This window comes from Polaribacter porphyrae, assembly GCF_002954685.1.
In the GTDB taxonomy this organism is placed as follows: Bacteria; Bacteroidota; Bacteroidia; order Flavobacteriales; family Flavobacteriaceae; genus Polaribacter; species Polaribacter porphyrae.
In genome coordinates this window covers 307749-334230 of sequence record NZ_MSCN01000001.1, presented here as the reverse complement: position 1 = coordinate 334230, position 26482 = coordinate 307749, and the positions used below count along the sequence as shown (strand labels likewise).

At 28.4% G+C, this 26482-nt stretch carries 29 protein-coding genes; 20 read left to right on the top strand and 9 right to left on the bottom strand.

Features of this window, described 5'->3' with window-relative positions; translation table 11 throughout:
* Window positions 1-1003, top strand: a 1003-nt coding sequence (locus BTO18_RS01515; protein ID WP_170063217.1) for an AsmA-like C-terminal region-containing protein, incomplete at its 5' end; no start/stop codon positions are given.
* 14 nt (window positions 1004-1017) lie between these two features.
* Here BTO18_RS01515 and BTO18_RS01510 read toward each other — a convergent pair.
* Window positions 1018-1458, bottom strand: a complete 441-nt coding sequence (locus BTO18_RS01510) for a hypothetical protein (RefSeq protein WP_105017466.1) — start codon at window positions 1456-1458, stop codon at window positions 1018-1020.
* Window positions 1459-1560: 102 nt separating this feature from the next.
* Window positions 1561-2841: an ornithine--oxo-acid transaminase gene (rocD, locus tag BTO18_RS01505; protein WP_105014524.1), complete on the bottom strand. Its 1281-nt coding sequence runs from the start codon at window positions 2839-2841 to the stop codon at window positions 1561-1563.
* 173 nt (window positions 2842-3014) lie between these two features.
* Here rocD and rlmD point away from each other — a divergent pair, with 173 nt between their 5' ends.
* Window positions 3015-4466, top strand: coding sequence for a 23S rRNA (uracil(1939)-C(5))-methyltransferase RlmD (gene rlmD / locus BTO18_RS01500; RefSeq protein WP_105014523.1), 1452 nt, complete (start codon window positions 3015-3017; stop codon window positions 4464-4466).
* 5 nt (window positions 4467-4471) lie between these two features.
* Here the strand turns inward: rlmD and BTO18_RS01495 are convergent, their stop codons facing one another.
* Together BTO18_RS01495 and BTO18_RS01490 are read right to left on the bottom strand one after the other, a co-directional pair.
* Window positions 4472-4999: a hypothetical protein gene (locus BTO18_RS01495; protein ID WP_105014522.1), complete on the bottom strand. Its 528-nt coding sequence runs from the start codon at window positions 4997-4999 to the stop codon at window positions 4472-4474.
* 5 nt (window positions 5000-5004) lie between these two features.
* A complete protein-coding gene (locus BTO18_RS01490; protein ID WP_105014521.1) occupies window positions 5005-5220 on the bottom strand; it encodes a hypothetical protein in 216 nt (71 codons plus the stop codon).
* Between the two features lie 153 nt (window positions 5221-5373).
* Here BTO18_RS01490 and BTO18_RS01485 point away from each other — a divergent pair, with 153 nt between their 5' ends.
* The 9 genes from BTO18_RS01485 (at window position 5374) to BTO18_RS17550 (ending at window position 11135) form a co-directional block, all read left to right on the top strand.
* Window positions 5374-5664 (top strand): 4a-hydroxytetrahydrobiopterin dehydratase, encoded by a 291-nt coding sequence (locus BTO18_RS01485; RefSeq protein WP_105014520.1) that lies wholly within the window; start codon window positions 5374-5376, stop codon window positions 5662-5664.
* 3 nt (window positions 5665-5667) lie between these two features.
* Window positions 5668-6150, top strand: coding sequence for a DUF6452 family protein (locus BTO18_RS01480; protein WP_105014519.1), 483 nt, complete (start codon window positions 5668-5670; stop codon window positions 6148-6150).
* Window positions 6131-6853, top strand: coding sequence for a DUF6048 family protein (locus BTO18_RS01475; RefSeq protein WP_105017465.1), 723 nt, complete (start codon window positions 6131-6133; stop codon window positions 6851-6853). Before BTO18_RS01480 ends, BTO18_RS01475 begins: the two co-directional genes overlap by 20 nt.
* Before the next feature lie 127 nt (window positions 6854-6980).
* A complete protein-coding gene (locus BTO18_RS01470; RefSeq protein ID WP_105014518.1) occupies window positions 6981-7928 on the top strand; it encodes an isopenicillin N synthase family dioxygenase in 948 nt (315 codons plus the stop codon).
* Window positions 7928-8251 (top strand): translation initiation factor, encoded by a 324-nt coding sequence (locus tag BTO18_RS01465; protein ID WP_105014517.1) that lies wholly within the window; start codon window positions 7928-7930, stop codon window positions 8249-8251. Before BTO18_RS01470 ends, BTO18_RS01465 begins: the two co-directional genes overlap by 1 nt.
* 52 nt (window positions 8252-8303) lie before the next feature.
* Window positions 8304-9248 carry a DUF1835 domain-containing protein gene (locus tag BTO18_RS01460; RefSeq protein ID WP_105014516.1) on the top strand — a complete coding sequence of 315 codons (945 nt, stop codon included), beginning with the start codon at window positions 8304-8306 and terminating at the stop codon, window positions 9246-9248.
* Window positions 9249-10118, top strand: coding sequence for a nucleoside phosphorylase (locus BTO18_RS01455; protein WP_105014515.1), 870 nt, complete (start codon window positions 9249-9251; stop codon window positions 10116-10118). It abuts the gene before it with no gap.
* Complete coding sequence (locus tag BTO18_RS01450; protein WP_105014514.1) at window positions 10119-10979, top strand: substrate-binding domain-containing protein; 861 nt, start codon at window positions 10119-10121, stop codon at window positions 10977-10979.
* 3 nt (window positions 10980-10982) lie between these two features.
* A complete protein-coding gene (locus BTO18_RS17550) occupies window positions 10983-11135 on the top strand; it encodes a hypothetical protein (protein WP_170063216.1) in 153 nt (50 codons plus the stop codon).
* A gap of 122 nt (window positions 11136-11257) precedes the next feature.
* Here the strand turns inward: BTO18_RS17550 and BTO18_RS01445 are convergent, their stop codons facing one another.
* Window positions 11258-11923, bottom strand: a complete 666-nt coding sequence (locus BTO18_RS01445) for a uracil-DNA glycosylase (RefSeq protein WP_105014513.1) — start codon at window positions 11921-11923, stop codon at window positions 11258-11260.
* Between the two features lie 29 nt (window positions 11924-11952).
* Here BTO18_RS01445 and BTO18_RS01440 point away from each other — a divergent pair, with 29 nt between their 5' ends.
* The 4 genes from BTO18_RS01440 (at window position 11953) to BTO18_RS01425 (ending at window position 17223) form a co-directional block, all read left to right on the top strand.
* Window positions 11953-13659 carry a T9SS type A sorting domain-containing protein gene (locus BTO18_RS01440; RefSeq protein WP_105014512.1) on the top strand — a complete coding sequence of 569 codons (1707 nt, stop codon included), beginning with the start codon at window positions 11953-11955 and terminating at the stop codon, window positions 13657-13659.
* A gap of 15 nt (window positions 13660-13674) precedes the next feature.
* Window positions 13675-15873, top strand: coding sequence for an endonuclease MutS2 (locus BTO18_RS01435; protein WP_105014511.1), 2199 nt, complete (start codon window positions 13675-13677; stop codon window positions 15871-15873).
* Window positions 15874-15933: 60 nt separating this feature from the next.
* Window positions 15934-16683, top strand: a complete 750-nt coding sequence (locus BTO18_RS01430; protein ID WP_170063215.1) for a DNA/RNA non-specific endonuclease — start codon at window positions 15934-15936, stop codon at window positions 16681-16683.
* Window positions 16684-16863: 180 nt separating this feature from the next.
* A complete protein-coding gene (locus BTO18_RS01425; protein WP_105014509.1) occupies window positions 16864-17223 on the top strand; it encodes a hypothetical protein in 360 nt (119 codons plus the stop codon).
* A gap of 62 nt (window positions 17224-17285) precedes the next feature.
* On the opposite strand, the gene BTO18_RS01420 is transcribed toward BTO18_RS01425, so the two are convergent.
* Both BTO18_RS01420 and BTO18_RS01415 read right to left on the bottom strand, forming a co-directional pair.
* Entirely contained in the window at window positions 17286-17510 is a 225-nt protein-coding gene (locus BTO18_RS01420; protein ID WP_105014508.1) for a DUF8828 family protein, read from the bottom strand.
* A 23-nt stretch (window positions 17511-17533) separates the two neighbouring features.
* Complete coding sequence (locus tag BTO18_RS01415) at window positions 17534-18043, bottom strand: DinB family protein (protein ID WP_105014507.1); 510 nt, start codon at window positions 18041-18043, stop codon at window positions 17534-17536.
* A 46-nt stretch (window positions 18044-18089) separates the two neighbouring features.
* Between BTO18_RS01415 and hutI the strand changes: the two genes are divergently transcribed.
* From hutI to secA, 5 genes are all read left to right on the top strand, one after another.
* Complete coding sequence (gene hutI / locus BTO18_RS01410) at window positions 18090-19322, top strand: imidazolonepropionase (protein ID WP_105014506.1); 1233 nt, start codon at window positions 18090-18092, stop codon at window positions 19320-19322.
* Window positions 19322-19813, top strand: a complete 492-nt coding sequence (locus tag BTO18_RS01405) for a hypothetical protein (protein WP_105014505.1) — start codon at window positions 19322-19324, stop codon at window positions 19811-19813. Before hutI ends, BTO18_RS01405 begins: the two co-directional genes overlap by 1 nt.
* 60 nt (window positions 19814-19873) lie before the next feature.
* On the top strand, window positions 19874-20446 hold the full coding sequence (locus tag BTO18_RS01400; protein ID WP_105014504.1) for a cob(I)yrinic acid a,c-diamide adenosyltransferase: 573 nt from the start codon (window positions 19874-19876) through the stop codon (window positions 20444-20446).
* 92 nt (window positions 20447-20538) lie between these two features.
* Window positions 20539-20760, top strand: a complete 222-nt coding sequence (locus BTO18_RS01395) for a DUF2795 domain-containing protein (RefSeq protein ID WP_105014503.1) — start codon at window positions 20539-20541, stop codon at window positions 20758-20760.
* Between the two features lie 140 nt (window positions 20761-20900).
* The gene (gene secA, locus BTO18_RS01390; protein ID WP_105014502.1) at window positions 20901-24242 is read left to right on the top strand and encodes a preprotein translocase subunit SecA; all 3342 of its coding nucleotides are present in this window, start codon (window positions 20901-20903) and stop codon (window positions 24240-24242) included.
* A 126-nt stretch (window positions 24243-24368) separates the two neighbouring features.
* Here secA and BTO18_RS01385 read toward each other — a convergent pair whose 3' ends face one another.
* Window positions 24369-25466 (bottom strand): redoxin family protein, encoded by a 1098-nt coding sequence (locus BTO18_RS01385; RefSeq protein WP_105014501.1) that lies wholly within the window; start codon window positions 25464-25466, stop codon window positions 24369-24371.
* 44 nt (window positions 25467-25510) lie between these two features.
* Window positions 25511-26479: a hypothetical protein gene (locus BTO18_RS01380; protein WP_105014500.1), complete on the bottom strand. Its 969-nt coding sequence runs from the start codon at window positions 26477-26479 to the stop codon at window positions 25511-25513.
* Window positions 26480-26482: the final 3 nt, after the last annotated feature.

The following is a 26482-nucleotide window of genomic DNA, read 5'->3' as shown; positions in this document are numbered from 1 at the left end:
AAAATCATCTTTAAAAGTGCCCGCTTTTTTAGACATTATTCTTAATGCGAAAGCTAATAATGTAGTTTATGATAACATCAATTTAAAAGAGGTAAAAGGTACTGTAACTTTAAAAGATGAAACTGTAAATCTTAAAAATTTACAAACTAATGTTTTTGGGGGTAATATAGGTTTTGATGGTACTGTTTCAACAAAAGGTAAAAAAGCAACTTTTTCTATGGATTTAAACCTGAATGAGTTGAATATTACAGAATCTTTTTCGTCATTAGAAATGCTGAAAGCCATTGCACCTATTGCAAAAACTATTGAAGGTCAACTAAATTCGACTATTACTATTTCTGGTGATTTAAAAAATGATATGACTCCAGATTTAAATACATTAACAGGAAAATTATTTGGACAATTACTAAATACAAAATTAAAAGCTAGCAATTCTAAAACTTTAAGTCTATTGAATAATAAAGTCTCTTTTTTAGATACTGATAAATTGAATTTAGATAAACTCACAGGTTACTTTTCTTTTAAAGACGGAGAAGTTACAGTTAAGCCTATCCCTTTAAAATACAAAGATATTGCTATTGAAATTGGTGGTAAGCATGGTTTTGACAAGAGCATGAATTACGAAGTTAATTTTGATGTACCTGTAAAATATTTAGGAAGCTCTGTTACTGAAGCAATACAAAAACTCACTCCAAAAGATGCTTCAGACATTAAAACTATTCCTGTTACAGCTAATATTGATGGGAGCTTTTCTAGCCCAAATATTTCTACAAATATTAAAAGTGCTACTGCAAATTTAATGAACACCATTATTGAAAAGCAGAAACAAAATCTAAAAAATCAAGGAAAAGATAAGCTAAAAGACTTATTAGGATTAACCAAAAAGAAAGATTCCGCAAAAACTGATTCTGTAAAAAAAACAAAAGATTTGGTAAAAGACAAAGCTAAAGATGTTTTAAAAAATCTGTTTGGTAGAAAAAAAGATACTTCTAAAAAAAATTAATTGCTTAAATAATTTTAAGATAGAAAACCCATTGCAGAAAACACTATCAAAACCAAATAAATAGATAGTGTAATTATAGAAAAAACTCCAATAAATTTATAGTGAGACTTCAACATTTCAAAAGCTTTTGCTAAAGTTTCATCGTTTTTTGTAGATAGAGCCTTCTTCAGTTTAATAGAGAATTTTATCAAATAATATACAGGAAAAAAATAGAGAATTGCTAAAACAAAATAAGTAAACGCAATTGCACTACCCATATTTGGAGGAAGGCTTGGTTGCATTTGTACCATCATTTCAAAAATAGAAGGAGTAAAGAATGCCATAACCAACATCAAAAAAACACCTATAAAACCTAGTATAGATAGAAAAAATGTCCATTTAGCAGTTTCTTTTAAAAAACGTTTAGAGGCAGTTGTTAACGTTAATTCTTCTAATTGAGTAATTGGATTATGCATTTTATTTGATTTTGGTTTTGTTATTGTAAAAATAACTAAAAACACTAAAGCCACAAATTCTATAAATTAAATTTGTGGCTCATATAATACTAATAACTAAAACTAGTTCTTAAATTCTGAAATTGTCTTTTTAATAATAGCAATACAATCTCTTAATTGCACTTCATTCATTACCAAAGGTGGTGCAAACCTGATGATATTTCCATGAGTTGGTTTTGCTAATAAACCATTGTCTCTTAATTTTATACAAATATCCCAAGCAGTAGAACTATCTTCTGTATCATTTATTAAAATAGCATTTAATAAACCTTTACCTCTAACAGATTTTACTAAATCTGTTGTTTTACAAAATTCAGCAATTTCCTCTCTAAATATTTTACCTAATCTATCCGCATTTATAGCCAATTTTTCATCAGCAACAACTTCTAATGCAGCAATTGCAACAGCTGCTGCTATTGGATTACCTCCAAAAGTAGAACCATGATTTCCAGGACGAATTACATTCATAATTTCATCGTTTGCTAAAACAGCAGAAACAGGATAAGCGCCTCCACTTAAAGCTTTACCCAAAATTAGAACATCTGGTTTTACATCTGGTGTACCTTCACAGTTTTTGTTTTCACAAGAACAATTACCACAAGTGGCTAATAAACGCCCAGTTCTAGCAATTCCTGTTTGTACTTCATCTGCAATAAATAATACATTGTAATCTTCGCACAACTTTTTTGCTGCTTTTAAATAACCTTCAGAAGGAACATATACACCAGCTTCACCCTGTATTGGTTCTACCAAAAAAGCAGCAATATTTGCATTATTTTCTAAAGCGTTTTGTAATTCTTGCAAATTATCATATTCAATTTTAATGAATCCATTGGTGTAAGGACCAAAGTTTTTTCTGGCTACAGGATCGTTAGAAAAAGAAATAATGGTAGTAGTTCTTCCATGAAAGTTGTTTTCACAAACAATAATTTCTGCTTTATTTTCGTCAATTCTTTTTACTTCATAAGCCCATTTTCTTGCAATTTTTAAAGCAGTTTCTACAGCTTCTGCTCCAGTATTCATAGGTAATAACTTATCAAATCCAAAATATTCAGATGCAAATTTCTCGTACTTTCCTAGCATATCATTATAGAAAGCTCTAGAAGTTAAGGTTAATGTTTTTGCTTGATTTGTCATAGCATCCACAATTTTTGGATGACAATGCCCTTGATTTACAGCAGAATATGCTGATAAAAAATCATAATACTTTTTCCCTTCTACATCCCAAACATACACACCTTCTCCCCTGTTTAAAACCACAGGAAGTGGATGATAGTTGTGTGCACCATACTTGTTCTCTAATTCAATCGCTTGTTGCGAAGTCAGTTGTTCTAAAACAGCCATTTTTAATAATTTTTAATTAATAATAACCATTCCTGTTCTACCTTTATCCTTCTGAAGCCATAAGATATTTTGGCCAGAAATTCAGCGTGGGAAAGAAATCATCCCTGAAGAATTTCAAAAATAAGAAAATAATCGATAAAGTATTCTATTTTTGCAACTAATAATAAGAAACAATGCCAAGAAGAGAACGCAATAAATTTGTAAAAAGAAATCAAATTTTAGAACTTAAAATAGAGGATTATGCTTTTGGAGGTAAAGGAATTGCAAGAATCCATTCTGATGAAGGCAGTTTTGTTGTTTTTGTACCCAATACTTTACCTGGGCAATTGGTAAAAGCTCAAATAAAAAAGACTAGCAAAAAATATGCTGAAGCCAAATTGATTGATGTTTTACAACCTTCTGATGATGAAATTGAAGTTCCATTTCAGGATATTCCTGGTGCACCATACATTCAATTACCTATAAATTTACAACATCAATATAAAAAAGAAAGTACATTATCACTTTTTAAACGAATTGGTAAAGTAGGAAATATCGAAGATTTATTTGATGAATTTATCACATCTCCAAACGTATTTCATTACAGAAATAAAATGGAATATGGTTTTTCTGCAATTGGTTATGATAGAGTAAAAAAAACAGATGTAGATGAGTTTACGTTAGGTTTTAAAAGACGAGGCGTTTGGTGGATGGGAGATAACCTGAATAAAGATTCTGGACTTTTTGACAAACAATTTGAAGACAATTTAATACGTATTAGGAAGTATTGTAAAGAAACAGGTTTACAACCTTGGCATGGCCCCAAAAAAGAAGGATTTTTCAGGTATTTTGTAGTTAGAAAATCTTACAAAACTGATGAATTACTATTCAATTTAGTAACGACTTCTTATGATTTATCGAAGTTCAATCTCCAAAAATTTGCAAAATTTTTAATCAAGCTCTTTGGGAAAAGAGTTGCAGGTTTATTGCACACCATAAATGATGAAATTGGAGATAGAACCATTGCAACTTCAGGAAGTATCAATTTAGTTTATGGAAAAGATAAAATAGTTGAAGAGCTGTTAGGTTTGAACTTTGAAATAAGTATGAAAAGTTTTTTTCAAACCAATCCTAAATCTGCAGAAAAACTATATAGTAAAGTGATTGACTATGTATTAGAAGATAAATCTAAAGTTGATAACACAGTTGTTATGGACTTATTTTGTGGCACAGGTACCATTGGACAAATTGTAGCTTCTAAAAGTGAAAATGCTAAAATTATTGGGGTTGATATTGTAGCTTCCGCTATTGAAGATGCAAAAAAAAATGCAAAAAGAAATAATATCGATGGTTTACAGTTTTATGCTGCTGATGTTGGTAAGTTTTTAAATCAACATCCAGAATACCAAAATAAGATAAAGACAATTATTTTAGATCCTGCAAGAGCTGGCATTGTTCCTAAAACGTTGCAGAAAATCATCAACTTAAATGCAGACAGAATGGTTTATGTTTCTTGTAATCCTGCAACTCAAGCCAGAGATACTGAATTATTAAATAAAGCTGGTTATCAACTAAAAAAAATAAGTTTGGTAGATCAGTTTCCACACACAAGTCATATTGAAACTGTGGTTTTGTTTGAGAGATAGTTCAATTATTTTTTATCATAATCTGGCATTTTTTTTATAGATTTTAATTCAGACTTTAATTGTTCAACTTCTTTTTCTATCTTTTCAGACAATTGAATTTCTTTAACTGTTGCTAGAATTTCCTTGAATAATAAATATCTTATATCAGTAGAATCTATTTTTTCTCCACTTATATGAAGCTCTTCTAATCTATATAAAGCGTCTCTTAAAATATTTACAGAAGCTGTTCTTTTCCCTAATTGAGTTAAACTTTCTGTTATTTTTGTTACTTGTTCTGCTTCAAATTTGTCTTTTACATTCAGTTTAGATGTCAAATTTATCACGGAAGTAACTGCTGCATCTGGAGCAACTTCAGATAACACTCTTAATTTACCTGATTTGTCAACGGTAACTAAACTACCTCTTCTTGTAGCATCAAAAGTTATAAAATATCTTCCAGAACCATCTTCAAACCTAGGAAGATTATGTACTCTTGCTTTTCTTGACACACAAGAAGACACCAATATTAAAACTCCAATAATTAATTTTTTCATAGTTTCTAATTTCCAGGATTCTCACTTTCAGCATTAAATATCCATCCATTATTGTTAATCTTTACGGGTGAGTTATTTAAGATAGAAAAAATAGCGTTAAATTCACTAGCACTGTTAACCTCTATTTTTATTAAATCACTACTATTTGATATTTTTAGTATTACCTCCCCTTTATTTTGAATATGATTCCAAGCTAAACGATATTTAAGTATTAATGCCATGATTATAAGTTTTTTCAAATATCTAAAACATAGCTTTTCATCTATATACCTATAATTAGGTATTTTGAGATTTTACTTTTTTAGTTATCAATTTTTAAATTTTAATTTTAATGTTTTAAATAAACATTTTACATTAGCCAAAATAAATTTCTAATGAAAAAACTATCAAATAGAGAAATAGAACAAAGAATAGAAAACCTTACAGATTGGGATTTTTACGATAATGCACTACATACAGATTTTGAATTCGATAATTTTAAAGATTGTATGTCTGCAATGAATAGAATTGCATTTGAATGTGAAGCTCTGAATCATCATCCAGAATGGACTAATATATATAATACTTTAGATATTTCTTTAACCACTCACGATGCTGATGGAGTTACTGAATTAGACTTTAAATTAGCAGAAGCTATTAACAGAATAGTAGAAGTAGAAGAATAAAATATGAAAAAAATAATAGCAACTATTGTTTTGTTAATTGGTATTTTGAGTTGTACTAAAGATGATTTTTGTTTAGAAAATCCTGTAACACCACAATTAATTTTAAAATTTTATGATGATGCTAATAGGATAAATGTTAAAAAAGTTGAAAGGTTTTCAATTATAGCTGATGGTATAATTGACAGTCTATATACTAATCAAACTATAGACAGTATTGTTTCTATACCATTAAACACGTCAGTTTCAGAGACCATTTATACTATTAAAATGAATAATATCGATGGTAAAACTAGTAACAATGAAATTGTAAAACTAACAATAAACTATACTCCTGAAAATATTTATGTATCACGTTCATGTGGTTTTAAAATTATTTTTAATAATGTAACATTTAATCCAGACACAAACTCTTGGATAAAAGGTTTTACTCCAAATACATCAACAATAGAAAATCAAGATGAAGCACATGTCCAAATTTTTCATTAGTCTATTTTTTCTTTTTTGTCTTGTTGATGGTTTTTCGCAAGAGAAATCTAAAGATAGTATTAGCTCTAACAAAGATTCTATTGTATATAAATCTCCTTACGGAATTCGTATAGGAATAGACATCAGCAAGCCAATAAAAGCTTCAATTGATGGAGAATACAATAGTGGTATTGAACTTGTAGGTGATTATAGAATTACCAAAAGATTATTTATTGCAGCAGAACTGGGTTATGAAAGCGAAACTACTCAAGAAGATTTTACAAACTCTACATCTAAAGGAAGTTACATGAGACTAGGTATCAACTTTAATGCTTATGAAAATTGGTTAGATATGAACAACGAGGTTTTTGTGGGTTTTAGATATGGTTTAAGTATTTTTGAGCAGACTTTAAATAGCTTTACACCAAATGTAGTTACTGGGCAGTTAAACACCCCTCCTTATTTTACAGGAAATGTAAACAATGTACCAGTATCAAGCGATTTGAATGCACATTGGTCTGAAATTATGGTAGGCATAAAAGTGGAAACATTTAAAAACTTTTTTATAAGTGCTAGCGTATCTTATAAAGTAATGATAAGTAATACAGAACCCAATAACTTCAAAACCTTGTATTCACCTGGATTCAACAGAATTTTCGAAAGCGGAACTGGTTTTGGTTTTAACTATACACTTTCTTATTTAATACCATTCAAAAAGAAGTAGTTTTTCATAAAAATTCATTCTAACCTCTTAAAAAAATAGATTACCTAATTTTCATGGCTTTTTTTTATGATTTTTGGTAACCTTTTTTTTGTAACTTTAAACCCGTTTTATTTTAAATCAATCAACAATGAATAAAATACCTAGTGTAAATCTTGCAGATTTTTTATCTAATGATAAAAACAGAAAACAAAAATTTATTGATGAAATTGGACATGCTTATGAAAATATAGGTTTTGTTGCTTTAAAAGGTCATTTTTTAGATGATAAATTAGTAAGTGATTTATATACAGAAATCAAAAACTTTTTTGATTTACCAACAGAAGTAAAAGAAAAGTATGAAATACCTGGAATAGGAGGTCAAAGAGGTTATGTTTCTTTTGGTAAAGAATCTGCAAAAGGCAAAAAAGAAGGGGATTTAAAAGAATTTTGGCATTTTGGACAATATGTAGATGCTGATTCTAAATACGCAAACGAATATCCAGATAATGTAACAGTTGAAGAATTACCTAAATTTAATGAAGTTGGTAAAGAAACCTACCAAATGTTAGAAAAAACAGCAAAATATGTGTTGCGTTCTTTGGCTTTGCATTTAGGTTTAGAAGAAACCTATTTTGATGATTATATTAAAAACGGAAATAGTATTTTACGTCCTATTCATTATCCACCAATAAAAACTGAACCAAAAGGAGCAGAAAGAGCAGCAGCTCATGGAGATATTAATTTGATTACCTTATTAATGGGTGCTCAAGGAAAAGGTCTACAAGTTCAAAACCATAAAGGAGAATGGATTGATGCTGTTGCAGAACCAGACGAACTAATGATTAATGTAGGAGATATGTTGTCTAGACATAGTAACAATAAATTAAAATCTACGATACATAGAGTTACAAATCCACCAAAAGAAATGTGGGGCACTTCACGTTATTCTATTCCGTTTTTTATGCACCCTGTTTCAGATATGAAACTTGATGTTCTTGAAAATTGTATAGATGGAGATAATCCAAAGCAATTTGATGATATTACAGCAGGTGAGTTTTTAGATGAGCGTTTAAAAGAGTTAGGATTGAAAAAATAATGGATTTAAAAGATCAATTAAAAAACTTGTTTCCAGATCATAAAGAGACTCTAGAACCTAAAGTTGAAAAATCTAATGTTTGGCTACAAAATGAACCAATTCTTTGTAAGTATGAAAAAAGAAAAGGGAAACCTATTACTATTTTAGATGGTTATAATGGAGCAACACAAGATTTTAAGATTCTTGCTAAAGAAATAAAAAAAACACTTTCTGTGGGTGGTAGTTTTAAAGATGATAAAATTATTATTCAAGGAGATTATAGAGATAAAATAATGGCTATGCTAAAAGAAAAAGGATTTAAAGTAAAACGTGTTGGTGGTTAATCTTCATCAACATCACACAATTAAATAAAACCAAAAAACGTTAGTAATTTTTATGGGGGCTTCAATTTTACACATAACAAATGGAGATAGCACAACAGATTATCTTAAAAAACTAAATTTTTCAGGTGATTTTATTACTTGGAGAGAAATGCTTTGTGAAGGCAAAACTACTATAGATGTTGGTAGTGAATCTTTCTGGAAAAACAGATTTGATTTTTTTAAAACATCCTATAAAATAACAAAGAAAAAATTTATAGATTATACTCTAAAAGAATATAGAAATCTTTGTAACAAGAAGAATACAAAAGAAATAGTTCTCTGGTTTGAACACGATTTATTTTGTCAAATTAATATGATTGCTGTAATTAGTTGGTTAAAACGTTACAGAAAAGGCTATCATATTTCTTTAGTTTGTAGTGGTAAGGTTAAAGGATCAAAAAAATTAAAAGCTTTAGGAGAACTTACAGAAAATCAACTAAAAAATCATTATAAGAACAGGGTAGAATTATCTCAAGATGATATAGAATACGCAGATTATATCTGGCAATTATACTGTTCAGATTCGCCTTTACGTTTAGAAACTGTTAATAGCTTTAATACTAGCAATACATTTCAATATTTAGTAAGTGCAATAGAAGCTCATATGTTACGTTTTCCATCAATTGAAAATGGTCTAAATACTATAGAAAACACTATTATTAAAACTGCAAATTCTCGCAACTTTTCTAACCAGAGAGAATTAGTTGATCAATTATTAAAAGATGAAAAAAATTATGGTTTTGGAGATTCACAATACGAAAACAAAATAAATAACCTTAAAAAATTATTTACTTCATTCAATCCTATAAAACTCAATAAAAAAGGAAAAGCTGTTTTAGAAAATCAAATTAATTTTTATGGAGAATTAAGAAATGATTTATCTTATCTTGGTGGAGCTAAAAAATACAGTTTTCTACGTCACAATGAAACTGATAAACTGTTACAAATAACATCATAAATGTCATTGAAACAATCTGAATTAATTTTAAATGATGATGGTAGTATATATCATTTGAATTTAAAACCAGAAAATATTGCTCAAAATTTTATTTTTGTAGGGGATCAAGAAAGAGTAGATAAAGTAACCAAACATTTTGATTCTATTGAATTTACAACACAAAAACGTGAGTTTAAAACAACAACTGGTACTTATAAGAACAAGAGAATAAGTGTTATTTCCACAGGTATTGGACCAGATAATATAGATATCGTTCTAAACGAATTAGATGCTCTAGTAAATATTAATTTAAAAACTAGAGCAATTAAAAAAGAACACACAGCGTTAAATATTGTTAGAATTGGTACTTCTGGTTCTTTACAAAAAGATATTCCTGTAGATTCTTTTTTATTAAGTTCTCATGCAATAGATTTGAATGGAATGTTACAAGCTTATCAAGTTGATGAAATTTCGCATCCAGAAATTGAAGATGCTTTTGTAAAACATACCAATTGGAGTCTTAAAAAAAGTCATCCTTTAGTAATTTCTAATGCAAATAAACTAGCCACAAAAATCACTTCAGAAAAAACATATATAGGAATTACTGCAACTGCTGGAGGTTTTTACGGCCCACAAGGAAGAGTTTTAAGATTAAATTTACAAGACGCAAATTTAAACTCAAAGATTGATAGTTTCAATTTTATAGATAACAGAATTACAAATTTAGAGATGGAAACCTCTGCCATTTATGGTTTATCAAAATTATTAGGGCATAATGCTGTTTCTATGAATGCGATTATTGCTAACAGAGCTAATGGTACTTTTAGCGAAAACCCAAACAAAGTTATTGCAGATTTAATTATATACACACTTGATAAATTAGTGGAATAAATGACAAATCTTAAAGTTGGTGGAGTTCCAGAACATTTTAACTATCCTTGGTACATCACTCTAAAAAATAAAGAATACAGCAAACATAACATCAATTTACGCTGGCAAGATTATCCTGGAGGTACAGGTCAAATGTGTAAAGCCTTAAGAGAAGGCACAGTTGATATTGCTATTGTGTTAACAGAAGGAATTATCAAAGATATTGCTGCTGGTAATCCTTCTAAAATTCTACAAACTTTTGTAAAAACACCTTTAATCTGGGGAATTCATGTAAGTGCAAAATCAAAATTTAAAACTATTGCTGATTTAGAACACGCAACAATTGCGATTAGTAGATTTGGTTCTGGTTCTCATTTAATGGCAATTGTAAATGCATATAATCAAGGTTGGGATGTTTCTAAACTAAAATTTAAAGTGATTAAAAACCTACAAGGAGGTATTGATGCACTCACAGCTGGAGAAGCAGATTATTTTATGTGGGAACATTTTACAACAAAACCATTAGTAGATAATGGTACTTTTAGAAGAATTGACAACTGCCCAACTCCCTGGCCTTGTTTCGTAATTGCAGTTAGAAACGAAGTTTTATCAACTAATTTTGATGAAGTAAAACAAGTTTTAAATATTATTAATAACGAAACAAAAGATTTTAAAAAAATAAATAATATTGATAAAATTCTTGCAAAAAGGTATGAACAGCAATTAGAAGATATTCAAGATTGGCTAAAAATCACAAAATGGAATGCTGGAAAACCAATGACGAAAAATTTAATTACACGTATCCAAAATAAAATGGTGCAATTCAACGTTATTGAAGAGAAGAAAAATTCGGAAGATTTCATAAAAAATATGTATTTTTAAACCATGAAAAAAATCACAGTTAAAAAAGTAGCATTTATTGCGATTTGTATTTTAAGTCTTATCAGTTTTTCTTCTTGCAGAAGTACTTCTAGTTCTTGCGGTTTAGCAGAAAATATAACTATTCAACCAGTTAATCAACAAGCTGATTTCATGTAAATCTAGTTTGTTTCTTAATTTCAAATTCAATAAATCCGCTTTTAGCGGATTTTTTCCTTTATTATACTAAACTTGTTTCAGTATCTCTTAAATTACTTCTCAACATCTAAAGCTATATAAAATTACCAATCAATTTCTTTTTCATTGATGGATTTTAAAATAGTATTTGTTTTCGAAAAATGTTTATTTCCAAACCAATACCCTCTATTCGCACTTAAGGGTGAGGGATGACCAGATGTTAATATATGGTGTTTTTTACTATTAATTAATTTAGATTTCTTTTTAGCAAAACCACCCCAAAGCAAAAACACAATATTTTCTTTTTCATTAGAAATTTGTCTAATTACCTCATCTGTAAATATTTCCCAACCTTTTTTTTGATGGCTCCCAGCCTCATGAGCTCTTACAGTTAAAGTTGCATTTAATAATAAAACACCTTGTTTTGCCCATTTTTCTAAATTGCCACTTTTTGGATAATCTACATTTAAATCTGTTGTAATTTCTTTAAAAATGTTTATTAATGAAGGTGGATGTGTAATACCATCTTTTACAGAAAAGCACAAACCATTAGCTTGGTTTGGCCCATGATAAGGATCTTGACCGATAATCACTATTTTTAGATCATCTAAAGAACAAAAATCAAAGGCAGCAAAAATATCCTTTCCTTTAGGATAACAAGTATTATTTTTATATTCCGACTTTACAAAATTTGCCAATTCTTTAAAATAAGTTTTCTCAAATTCAGTTTGTAAAATATTTTTCCAACTATCCGCAATTTTTACATTCATTGTTTCTTATTTTTGTGATAAAATTAGTTATGAAAACAAAATTACTATTAATAATTATCTCTTTCTTAATTTATAAATCTTCTTTTTCTCAACAAATATCTATACCAGATAGCAATTTTGAAATAGCCTTGATAAATTTAGGTATAGACAATACTGGGCAACTAGATGGTTTTGTTGATAAAAATAATATGCTAGGTGTAGAAAGCTTAAATATAGTTTTTAGGAATATTATAGATTTAACAGGTATTGAACACTTTGAAAATCTAAAAGAATTAACTGCTTTTGCTAATAACATAGTTAACCTAGATTTATCAAAAAATCTTGAGCTAAAAAAAATAGATTTAAGACAAAATAAACTTGAGACAATAAACTTACCAAACAATAACAGTTTAGAAGAAATAAAACTTTTTAATAATAATTTAACTGAATTAGATTTAAAAAATAATTATTATTTGAAAAATTTGAGTTGCGGTAATAACAAACTCACAAATCTGAATTTGGAGAACCAAAATAGTTTGGTTGATTTATCTTTTTACAAGAACCAAATAAGTTCTTTTGATTTCAACTCCTTAAGTTACATTTCAACACTAAAGAGAATAAATTGTTCAGAAAATAATTTTACAGAAATCTATATATCTAAATTAACTAGATTAGAATCATTTAGTTGTTATGATAATCCTTTAACCAAACCTTTAGATATAAAAAATAACCTACAAATAAATAATTTAAGTCTAGGTAACTTTAATCAAAAAAGTTTAGATCTTTCTGAACATAAAAATTTAGCTTTTTTAACTTGTATTAATAGTAATTTAGATTCGTTAGATTTGTCTAATAACACAAAATTAATAAGACTCGACTGTAGCAGTAATAATTTTAAAAAATTAAACATCAAATACTTATCTGACCTAGAATTTTTAAATTGTTCAAATAATAAAATTGATACTTTAAATGTTTCAAAAAATATAAATCTAACTGAATTATATGCCTTTAATAATGAAATATCATCTGTTGATTTATCTTTAAATTTAGAACTTAGTGGATTATCTTTAAGTAATAATAAATTAAAAAATATAGATATTAACTCAAATGAAAAATTAAGAACTTTCTACTGTTCTAGAAATGAAATCAAAACTTTCGATATTACAAACAATATTTTAATAGAACGTCTTTCACTTCATAATAACCCAATTTCTAGCTTAAATTTAAGTAATAATGAGCAATTAAATGAGTTGACTCTACACAATACCCAATTAGAAACATTGAACTTATCAAATAATAAAAACCTTGAATACATCAGGTTAAATTATGAAAATAATTTAAAATTAATAGATTTGAAAAATGGAAATAATACAAAAATTAAATTAATTGAACTTGAAGGTATTGATAATACAACTTGTATAATTGTAGATGATATTGCATACAGTGAATTAAATTGGAACGATGGTGTAAATAGAAATTATGTTAATAATGAAGCTGATTGTAAGTCTTTATCATCAGATAATTTTAATAAAATTAATTTTCTAATATATCCTAATCCTGCAATACAAGAAATTACTATTAATAGTAATCAAAAATCTAATCTAATTATTTACTCTTTGGATGGTACTCTTATCAAAAAAGAAATAATATTTATTGGAGAAAATATTATTCCTCTTAAAGACATATCGAAAGGTATTTACTTTTTTAAAATATTTAATGAAAGTAACTCATTGATTAAAAAAATAATTATTAATTAACAAGACAAATTATACTTGAACATTTCAGGTAAAACATTACAAGATTTAGAATTTACAACGGTTTTACAACAAGTTGCAGAATTTTGCATTACAAGTTTAGGCAAACAAAATGTTTTTGAGATAAAACCAATTGTTAATAGAAAAGAATTATTCAGAGAATTACATCTAGTAGATGAATATTTAGCTTCATTTGAAAATGAAAATCGAATTCCAAATCATGGTTTTGATAATATTACAGAAAGTGTAAAACGTTTGGCTATTGAAAACAGTTTTATTGAAACAGACGCTTTCTTAAAAATTGCAACAACTTCTGTAACTGTTAATGAACAAATAAAGTTTTTTAAAAAATTTAAAGAGCTTTTTCCTACTTTTTTTGAACTTTCTCAACAAGTTGAGTTCACGACTTATATTGATGATGAAATAAAAAAAATCATTGATATTTCAGGAGAAGTAAAAAGTAATGCTTCATCTAATTTAAAACAGATTAGAAGAGGTATTAACAATATACGTGGAAAAATAGGAGCTAGTTTTAACAGTGCATTAAGCAAAGCTATTGCTGCTGGATATTTAGATGACATTAAGGAAACCATTGTTGATAACCAGCGTGTTTTGGCGGTTTCTGCTATGCATAGAAGAAAAGTAAACGGAAGTTTATTAGGTTCTTCAAAATCTGGAAATATCGTATATATAGCACCTCAAGCAACTTTAGCATATTCAAGAGAATATCAAAATTTGGTATATGAAGAAAAGCAAGAAATTATTCGAATTTTAAGAACGTTATCTGCTACAATTCGACCAATGATAGATCTTTTAGAAGATTATATCACTTTCCTAACACATTTAGATACTATTGGAGCTAAAGCAAAATATGCAAAAGAAATCAATGGATTATTGCCTGCAATTACGAAAGAAAAACAATTGTATTTTAAAGATGCCTATCATCCTATTTTATGGAAAAAGAATAAAGATCAACATCTAAATACAGTTGCACAAACCATTCAACTGCATCAAAAACAACAAATTATTGTTATTTCTGGTCCTAATGCTGGTGGAAAAAGTATTACGTTAAAAACAATAGGTTTATTACAAGTTATGTTACAAAGTGGTTTATTAATACCAGTTGCAGAACGAAGTAAAACATATATTTTCGACACCATTCTTACTGATATTGGAGACAACCAATCAATTGAAAATCAATTAAGCACATATAGTTATCGTTTAAAGAATATGCGTTATTTTTTACGCAAGTGCAATGAAAGTACCTTGTTTTTAATTGATGAATTTGGTACAGGGTCAGATCCTGAATTGGGTGGAGCTTTAGCAGAGATTTTTCTGGAAGAATTTTATAATAAAAAGGCTTTCGGAATTATTACAACCCATTACTCCAATTTAAAAGTTTTGGCTAACGAATTAGATAATGTAACCAATGCGAATATGCAATTTGATGAGCGTTCTTTAGAGCCTTTGTATAAATTATTTATTGGACAAGCAGGAAGTTCTTTTACTTTTGAAGTAGCTCAAAAAAATGGCATTCCTTTTAGTTTAATTAATAAAGCAAAAAAACGCGTTGAAACTGAAAAAGTACGTTTGGATAGAACCATTTCTAAATTGCAAAAAGAACGAAATCGTCTTCAAAAAAATTCTGAAAGTCTAGAAAAGCAAAAATCAAAAGGGCAAGAACATTTAGAAAATCTACAAGAAAAAGAACAACGAATTCAAGATAAATTGGCTGGTTTTCAAGAACTGTATGATAATAATCAACGTATGCTTTCTTTGGGTAGAAAAGTAAATGAATTGTTGAACAAGTATTTTCAAACAAATAATAAAAAAGAATTGAATAGTAACTTTAATAAATGGGTTGCAGATGAAAAAGTGAAACATGCTAAAAAAAATCCTATAAAACCTAAAACTAAATCGCAAAAACAAAAAGCAAAAATTGTTGCCAAACAAATGCAAGAAACTATTAAAAAAGTTGAAAAAGATGTTTTAGAAAAAGTGGTTGAAGTACGTAAAGAAAAGAAAAAAGAAGAAGCTAAAATTGCAAAAGAAAAAGCAAACTATAACTTTAAAGTAAATGATAAAGTAAGAATTATCGATTCTAATTCAGTAGGTACTATTGACAAGATTGATAAGAAAAGCGTAACAATTAACTATGGAATATTTACCACTAAAACAAGTGTTAATAAATTAGAGTTAGTAGAAAAGGCTAAATAGTACTTCTTTTTATTACATATAATTCAGCTATATTTGATGGTAAAACCAAACTATATAGCTATGATAGATGCTTCTAACTTAAAAAAAGAAACCAGATACGGTTTACCAGCTGCAGATCAAATTTTATTCAACAGACATTATGTTTTAGGATATTCCTACTATTTTAGGCAAGCAAAATGGGCATTAGAAATTGTTGATAAAGACAAAACTCAAATTCAACGAATTGAAAATTTTAGACCAGATTATAGAATTCCTGAACGGTTTAGAGCAGATTTAGCCAATTACTTAAATTCTGGCTATGATAGAGGCCATTTAGTATCTAGTGCCAATCAGATAGAAACTCAACTACAAAATAGTGAAACATTTTTATTATCTAATATGTCTCCACAAAACCCAAGTTTTAATAAAGGTGTATGGAAACGATTAGAAAATGCAGTAAGGGTATTAAATGAGACTAAAAATATTTTAGAAACCTATGTAATTTCTGGCCCATTATTTTTATTCGATCAAGAAGTAAAAGTAATTGAATCTAAAAAAGAAGAGGGAGTTACTCTACCTATACCACATGCTTATTTTAAATCTGTACTAACAGAAAACCATAGAGGTACTTTAAGAATATGGTCTTTTATAATACCAAATGAACCAATAGATTTAGATGATCCTAAATTTGAAGATGGCGTTTTAGAACATTTTCAAGTAGCTACCACAAAAATTGAAAAAATATCAGGTTTGTTTTTATGGGAAAGTTTAGTAGGTACAAAAATAACTCGAGATAAGAAAAAAATTCGTAAAATGTGGAAGTATAATTAGTTTTACACCTAATAAAACTTGTTATTTTTTAAAAAATCCTCATTTTTTTAACAATTAACGTTAAAAACTGTTAACCAAATGTCATTTGTGTTAATTAAGTATTAAAGTCACTTTTCAACTGAAACGTTTTTGAAATATCCTCGTCTTTTTGATATACACGTTTAACTTAATACTTATAAAATGAAAAATTTAAAATCAATCATCGCAATCTTAGCAATTAGCTTATCAACAGTATTTTCAGTGAATGCAACTGAAAAAGAATCAGAAAAAGAATATGCTACGAAAGTAACCAAACAATTAAGAACTGAAATAGTATCTATGCTAGGTACAAAAATTCAACTAGAACTTAAAAGTGACACAAAAGCTGAAGTATCTTTTATGATTAATAGTAAAAATGAAGTGGTTGTAATATCTGTAGACTGTAAATTAACAGAGTTTAATTCTTTTGTAAAAAGTAAATTAAACTACAAAAAAATAGATGTAAAAGGAGTAAAAAAAGGAGAAATTTATAAAATACCTGTAAAAATTAATGCAGCGTAAATAAACAACTGGTTGGTTAGTTGGAGCCCAATATTAGCTTTATAGTTAAGTTGGGCTTTTTTTTATTCATATTTCTCCATTTCAGTATCATAGAAATCTTCAGCTAGTTTTATCAAATGCTCTAATTCATTAGCTATTTCATCTTCTTTTTCTCCAGACAAATCATCTAACCACTCTACCTCATCATCTTTTAGGTTAATAACAAAACGTGGAAACTCTGTATGCAGAATAAAAATATCTTCTGGATATTCGCTATTATCTGCCAATAAAAACTTGGGTAAATTCATCATTAAATTTTAGTAGTACAAAGTTACAAATATCTTTCTTTAATTATGTTTAAATGATGAATTTGATGCCCAGCAAATAAATACCCTAAAGCCCTAACAGACATTTTATTACCAGATGCTATTCCAATTCTTAACAAAGCCTCTTCAGAAAAACTTTGATATAATTGAACTGTAGAGTTACGTAAAACAGTCATCTCGTCAAGTAAATCTTTAAACTCTCTATCATTTGCAGTATCGTTAGCTACAAAAACATCTTGGTCAAAACCAGGTAATTCAGTAGTATCATTTCTTGCAAAACATAAAGCTCTGTAACAAAAAATACGTTCTGTATCAATAATATGTTGTATCAATTCTTTTAAAGTCCACTTACCTTTTGCATAAGCGAAATTATTTTTTTCTTTAGGTAGATTTCTCAAAATAGTATCAAATTCTTTTTGAGAATCTATCAAATTTTCTAAAATAGATTTTTCTTCACTTACTATTAAAGAAATATATTGCTCAAAATAAGGTGCATATTCATTTTTTGGAATCATTAATAAACTTTTATTATGTTTGTTTAGCGAAAATAATCATTTTTAAATGACTAAATTATTCATTAATATCAAAGAATTAATTCAAGTAAGAGAAACTAACATAAAAAAAGTTTCTGGTAAACTAATGGCTATTTTACCAACTCTAAAAAATGCTTTTTTGCTAATTGAGAATGATATAATTATTGATTTTGGAAAAATGGAAAATACACCAAAATCCGCAGACAAAACAATAGATTGCACAGGCAAAATGATATTTCCTACTTGGGTAGATTCTCATACACATATTGTTTTTGCTGGTAATAGAGAACAAGAATTTGTAGATAGAATTAATGGCTTTTCTTATGAAGAAATAGCTAATAAAGGAGGTGGGATTTTAAACTCTGCCAAAAAATTACAAGCAACTTCTTTCGATGATTTGTACCAACAATCTGCAAAACGGTTAGAAGAAGTTATTGCTCTAGGAACTGGAGCTATTGAGATAAAGTCAGGTTATGGACTAACTGTTGAAGCTGAGTTAAAAATGTTGAGAGTTATCAAAAAACTCAAAGAAAATTACAATATTCCTATAAAAACAACTTTTTTAGGTGCACATGCAATTCCATCAGAATTTAAAAATAATAAAGAGGGTTACATCAATTTAATTATTGATGAAATGTTACCAAAAATCGCTGATGAGAATTTAGCAGATTTTATAGATGTATTTTGTGAAGTTGGTTATTTTTCTGTGGATGATACTCACCGAATTTTATCAGCTGCAAAAAAATATAATTTAATACCTAAAATACATGTAAATCAATTTAATGTAATTGGCGGAATTGAAATTGCGACAAAACATAATGCTTTATCAGTTGACCATTTAGAGGTTTTAAATGATGAAGATATAATCCACTTAAAAAATGCTGAAACAATGCCTGTTGCACTTCCCTCCTGTTCTTTTTTCTTGGGAATTCCCTATACACCAGCAAGAAAAATAATTGATGCAGGTTTACCTTTGGCTTTGGCTACAGATTATAATCCAGGTTCTACACCTTCAGGAAATATGAATTTTGTTGTATCAACTGCTTGTATAAAATTAAAAATGACTCCAGAAGAAGCTATAAATGCAGCTACAATTAACGGAGCTTTTGCCATGAATCTCGAAGATAAAGTGGGTAGTATAACCAAAGGGAAACTAGCCAACTTTTTTATTACAAAAGAAATCTCTTCATATAGTTTTTTGCCTTACAGTTTTGGTTCTAATTTGATAGAATCCTTATATTTAAAAGGAAAAAAACAATAATGTTTAGATTTATTTCTTATTTAAAATTCCTCTTAGAATCAAAAAATCAACATGGAGTGCATTCTCCTTTTGTGTTTGATTTTGTTACAAAAGGATTGTATCAAAAACTTCCAAAAAATATGGGTTTATCACAATATGAGCGACTAGAACTTCTTTCTAAAAAAGAACAGAAAATCTTATCAAAAACTATCAACTATTTTAAGATTGATGCCATTCATACTGAAATAAAAACCGACTTAAAAACTCAAGAAAAAAAACACAGATTACTATATATCAGCAATATTAATAACATAAATTCTATTTTAAATGATGAATTAGTTTCAAACTATTTTATAGTAATTCATAATATTCATAAAAACAAACAAACACAGCAAAAGTGGTTAAAAATCATTCAAAAAAATAATGCAACAGTAACCATAGATTTGTTTTATTTTGGATTAATTTTCTTCAGGGTATCACAAGCTAAAGAACATTTTATAATACGAGTTTAACATTTTCTCATACAGAAACTTTGTAACTTTGAAACTTTCAACTTTGATACAAATTTTAAAATGAAAATATATACAAAAACTGGAGATAAAGGTACTACAGCACTTTTTGGAGGCACCAGAGTAAAAAAATACAATTTACGTATAGAAAGTTATGGTACTGTAGACGAATTAAACTCTTATATTGGGCTTATAAAAGATCAAGAAATTAGTGAAGAAATTAAAGAATCGCTTCTAAAAATTCAGAATGAGTTATTTACTTTAGGAGCAATGTTAGCTACTCCTCCAGAAAAAGAAACATTAAAATCTGGTAAAGAACGCTTAAACATTCCTAAAATTAACGAAGAATCTATTATTTTTTTAGAAAATGATATTGATAAAATGGATGCTGAACTTCCGCAAATGACACATTTTATTTTACCTGGTGGTCATCAAGCTGTGTCATTCTGTCACATTGCAAGATGTGTTTGTAGACGTGCAGAACGTTTATCAGTTGAATTAAATGATGAAGAATCTATCAATAACAATGTTATAAAGTACTTAAACCGACTTTCTGACTTCCTATTTACGTTGGCACGAAAATTGTCCAAAGACTTATCAGTAGAGGAAATTAAGTGGATTCCTCAAAAATATTAACAAGTTCTTTTTTTATCGATTTTATATTTCTTAAAAAATACTTGCATAATTCAGTAAAAAAATTATTTTTGCACAAAATTAAATAATAAGAAATGTATTGGACATTAGAATTAGCATCTTATTTAGCAGATGCACCTTGGCCAGCAACCAAAGACGAATTAATAGATTACGCTATTAGAACAGGAGCTCCTTTAGAAGTTGTAGAAAACCTACAAGATATTGAAGACGAAGGTGAAGCGTATGACTCTATTATTGAAATTTGGCCAGATTATCCAACAGAGGATGATTATCTTTGGAATGAAGACGAATATTAAACTCAATAAAATACACTAAAAAGTCTCTAAAGAGGCTTTTTTTTTGTTTGCTTTTCATCAAAAAAAGAAAAGCAATTTTGGTATTTTAATTGATAAAAAATACAACTAACAGTTTTTTATAAACTGATAAAAACATAACTATGGGCATATTAGATTCTGTAATAAAACTTTTTGTTGGAGATAAACAGCAAAAAGATTTAAAAATTTTACAACCAATTGTAGATGATGTTAAAAAGTTTGAAGCTGCTTTAGCTCAACTTTCTCATGATGAATTAAGAGCTAAAACAATTGAGTTCAAAACTAAAATTGCAACAGCTACAAAAGAATTTGATGATAAAATTGCTGTTTTAGAAGAAGAAGCAAAATCTGCTGATATAGATAGACAAGAAGACATCTATTCAGAAATTGACAACTTAAAAGATGAAGCATATACCATTTCAGAAAATACCTTGGCAGAAATTATGCCAGAAGCTTTTGCTGTAATTAAAGAAACCGCAAAACGTTTTGTAGAAAATGAAGAAATAGAAGTTACTGCTACTCCTTTTGATAGAGAATTGTCTGCTACAAATGAACACATCTCTTTAGAAGATGACAAAGCCTATTGGGCAAATTCTTGGGATGCTGCAGGGAAACCTGTTACTTGGGATATGATTCATTATGATGTACAGCTTATTGGTGGTTCTGTATTACATCAAGGTAAAATTGCAGAAATGATGACTGGTGAGGGTAAAACATTAGTTTCAACATTACCAGTTTACCTAAATGCATTAACAGGAAATGGTGTTCATGTTGTAACTGTAAACGATTATTTAGCAAAGCGTGATAGAGCTTGGATGGCTCCTATTTTTGAATTTCATGGCTTATCAACAGATTGTATCGATTTTCATCAACCCAATTCAGATGAAAGAAGAAAAGCCTATAATGCAGACATCACTTATGGTACAAATAACGAATTTGGTTTCGATTATTTACGTGATAATATGGCTAGCTCTAAAGACGATTTAGTACAGAGACCACCAAATTATGCTATTATAGATGAGGTAGATTCTGTATTAATTGATGATGCAAGAACACCTTTAATTATTTCAGGGTCAATACCTAAAGGAGATGTTCATGAATTTAATGAACTAAAGCCTTTGGTTTCTGATTTAGTTGGTTTACAAAAAAAGCACTTGGTTGGTGTATTGGCAGAAGCCAAAAAACTAATTGCTGATGGTGATGATAAAGAAGGTGGTAAATTATTATTGAGAGTTTATAGAGGTTTACCTAAAAATAAAGCACTAATTAAATTTTTATCACAAGAAGGGATTAAACAAATCTTGCAGAAAACAGAGAACTTATACATGCAAGATAATAACAAATTAATGCCAGAAGTTGATGAGGATTTATGGTTTGTTGTTGAAGAAAAAAATAATCAAATTGATTTAACAGATAAGGGTATTGCTCATTTATCTGATAAAACTAATAATGATACTTTCTTTGTGCTTCCAGATATTGGAGTTAAAATTGGTGAAATTGATGCATCAGAAACAACACCTGAAGAAAAAGCTTCACAAAAAGAAGAACTATACAAAGACTTTAGCATTAAAAGTGAACGTATTCACACAATGAATCAGTTGTTGAAAGCATATACTGTTTTTGAGAAAGATGTAGAATATGTTGTAATGGAGAATAAAGTAATGATTGTTGATGAGCAAACAGGACGTATTATGGATGGGCGTCGTTATTCTGATGGTTTGCACCAAGCAATTGAGGCTAAAGAAAATGTAAAAATTGAAGATGCAACACAAACGTTTGCAACTGTAACTTTACAGAATTACTTTAGAATGTATCGTAAGCTTTCTGGTATGACAGGAACTGCAGTAACTGAAGCTGGTGAATTTTGGGAAATCTATAAATTAGATGTAGTTGAAATACCCACTAATAAGCCAATTGCAAGAGATGACAAAGAAGATTTAGTCTATAAAACTGCGCGTGAAAAATACAATGCTGTAATAGATGATATTGTAAAACTCGTTGCACAAAATAGACCAGTATTAGTAGGTACAACATCAGTAGAAATATCAGAATTATTGGGTAGAATGTTGCAAATGCGTAAAATTCCTCATAATATTTTAAATGCAAAATTACACAAACGTGAGGCTGATGTAGTCGCAGAAGCTGGTAAACCTGGGCAAGTAACTATTGCTACAAATATGGCTGGTCGTGGAACAGATATTAAGCTTTCTGATGAAGTTAAAGACGCTGGTGGTTTGGCCATTATTGGTACTGAACGTCATGATTCTAGACGTGTTGACAGACAGTTAAGAGGTCGTGCAGGAAGACAAGGTGATGTGGGTTCTTCTCAATTCTATGTAGCATTAGATGATAACTTAATGCGTTTGTTTGGTTCTGATAGAATTGCAAAAATGATGGATAGAATGGGCTTAAAAGAAGGTGAAGTAATTCAGCATTCTATGATTACCAAGTCTATTGAAAGAGCACAAAAGAAAGTAGAAGAAAATAACTTTGGTATCAGAAAACGTTTGTTAGAGTATGATGATATTATGAACTCTCAACGTGAGTTTGTTTATAAAAGAAGGCGAAATGCGTTAGATGGTAAGCGTTTACAGGTTGATATTGCAAATATGATTTATGATACTTGCGAATCTATAATCAATAATAATAAAGCTGTAAAAGATTTTCAAAATTTTGAGTTTGAATTGATTCGTTTCTCTTCTATGACTTCCCCTTTTTCTGAAGAGGATTTTGAAAAATTATCTGAAAAAGAATTAGCTGATAAGTTATACGATATTGTAACTGAACATTACAAAAGTAAAATAGAAAGAAATGCAGTTTTAGCGTATCCTGTTATTAAAGATGTTTATGAAAATGAAGGCGATAGATATGAGCGTATTGTAGTGCCTTTTACAGACGGAATTAAATCTTTACAAGTTGTTACCAACTTAAAAGAAGCTTACGAGAGTGAAGGAAAATCGTTAATAACTGATTTTGAAAAAAATATAACATTAGCGATTATTGATGAAAACTGGAAAGATCATCTGCGTAAAATGGACGATTTAAAACAATCTGTACAAAATGCATCTTATGAACAAAAAGATCCTTTATTAATTTACAAGTTTGAAGCTTTTGAATTGTTCAAAAAAACTGTAGATGAAATTAACAAAGAAGTATTATCGTTTTTATTTAAAGGAGAATTACCAACTCAAGATACCTCACAAATTTCTGAAGCTCGTCAACAAAAAAGAGAGCGTTTAAATACCAGCAAAGCTGATGTTCAAAATACCACTGAACAGGCGATCTCTAATTCTCGTCAACAAGAACAAGCACCTGTTGAAACAATTGTAAGAGAGCAACCAAAAATTGGTAGAAACGAGAGAGTTACCATCAAAAATGTAATGAGTGGTGAAGAAAAAGTTGTTAAATACAAACAAGCTATCCCTTTAATTGAAAAAGGTGAATTTGTTTTGGTGGGGAAATAAATAAACTTTTTCATTCTTAACTTTGTTTCACAACAAGAAAAGATTTTATAATTAAAGTAAATTCAAAGTTGATAAAAATCCGTTTAGAAAATTTTCTAAACGGATTTTTTATTTTGTGTTGATTTATTAAATCATTTTTTTAATATCTTTTTCAATATCTTTTGAAAAACCATGATATTCTTTTTGAATTATCCCATTTTTATCAATCAAAAAATATCTTGGAAAACTATTTACACTAAACGTGTTTAGTAACTCTTTAGTTCCTAAAAGATTGGTAAATGTAACGTCTTTTTTTTCTACTAATCTAACAGCTTGTTCTTCATTTTCTGTTACAATGCCAATTACTTTTAAATCTTTATATTTTTTAGCAAGTTCATCTACTTTTGGAAAAGACTGGATACAGTAGCCACACCAAACTTCCCAAAAGTCTATTAAAATTACTTTTTCTGTTTGTAAGCTTTCTACTTTTTTAGAAATCAAGTTTTGCAAATTAATTTTTGGCAAATGAGTTCCTAATAATTTATTCGGTATTATTTCTTCTGGAAGAATTTGTTTATAATCTGCCAAAACAGCAAGTTGTTCTTCAACTGTTTTTTGAATAGTTTCATTGGTTTTAACATCAGAAAAAATATAGGTAGAAGTTTGTTTATGATTAGCTATTTCAGAAAAATGGTATGTATGAACTCTCCTTAAAAGATTAGTTTCCTTATCTATTTCAATTACTTTTTTCCTACTTACGATATTATATTGTTTATTATCAGCTAAATGGTATGTAATTTTATAAGTATCTTCAGTAACTTCTAAATCTTTACTAATAGCTTCTTCATCAAAATTAAAAATATCTTTATAAACCATTTGACCTCCAGGGCTTCCTAGAACATATAAACCAGCTTGTTCTTGTTCAAACTCTTTTGTGTCATTCTCTATACCAAAATGATTATATTTATTATAAATAGATGCACTATTATGTTTTAAATTTATAGCGTAATAAGAGAACCCAAAGATAGTATCGTTCTTGTTTTTTTCTAGTAAAGCTTTCCCTTTTTTATTCCATATTGTACCACTAGAAAAGGTATCAATTTTTTGCATGTTGTATGATATTTTTTCTATAGAATTCAATTTGTTTTTATAATCGGTTAAAACATCATCAACAGTTAAATTTTTCTTTTTTTTACAAGCACTTAATAGAGTTACAAGCAATAAAAACAATGCGGTCTTGTTCATAGTTTTATGATTTTAGTTAAGCTTTATTATAAAAAATAAAACTACTATTTTTTTCTCAAATAAACATTTCCAAAACCACCATTTAATTTCATTTTTATTTTACCTGTACCATATTTTAGTTTCATTTTTGTAGTTTTTTGCCATACATCATCAACTTCTTCTTCTTCAAGAACTTTAAAATCAACATCACTATATACAGATTTGCCAATTACATCTACTAATAAATTAGATTTTTCTGGAATTTGAATATCTATAAATCCATTATTAGTATAAATAGAATACAAAGCTTTCGGATATTTTTTCTCGAACTCAACAGTTACATTACCACCAATTGTGTTAATTACTACTGGTCCAGTAACATCTTTCAATTTTGTATTGTTTAGGTTAGATGCAATCTCAACCTCTCCGTCAAAGTTGGATAGTGTTGAAGATTTTGAACTAAAAAAGCGATATTGATTAGAGCTATTCTTACTATCACACTTACTGGTTCTCCAAACTAATTTTAAAGTATTCGGAATTTTAAGCAAATAATTCTCATTACTACTCATAATAAATCCTGCTCTAGATTGGTCTTTAAAGAGTAATTCTCCATCTTTTTGTTCAATGGTAAAATAGATGCCTAAATCTGCATTTTGGTTTTTAGCACCTAGTTTTTTTAACCCCTTTTTTCTACTTATATCGTTACCTGGATAAACCAATGTTCTAAATCTTGAAGAGTCATTTTTTCTGGTTGATTGACTAACTCTCCCTACTCTAGCTAAACCATTATTAGAAGCTATACTATAAGCATTTTGATTAGATGTACCACTTACAACAAAAGTTGAGTTTTCTCCTCTTTTTTCATGTAAGCTTTTAATAATTACTTCATTACCATCATAACCTTCTATTTGAAAGTTTTTGGAAGAGCAAATTTTTAGAGTTCCTTTACTAAATTTTATTTTCTTTTCTTGCCCGTTAACATTTAAAAAGGTAATTGTTAAAGCAAATACTACTATGTGTTTTAAAGTTTTCATTAT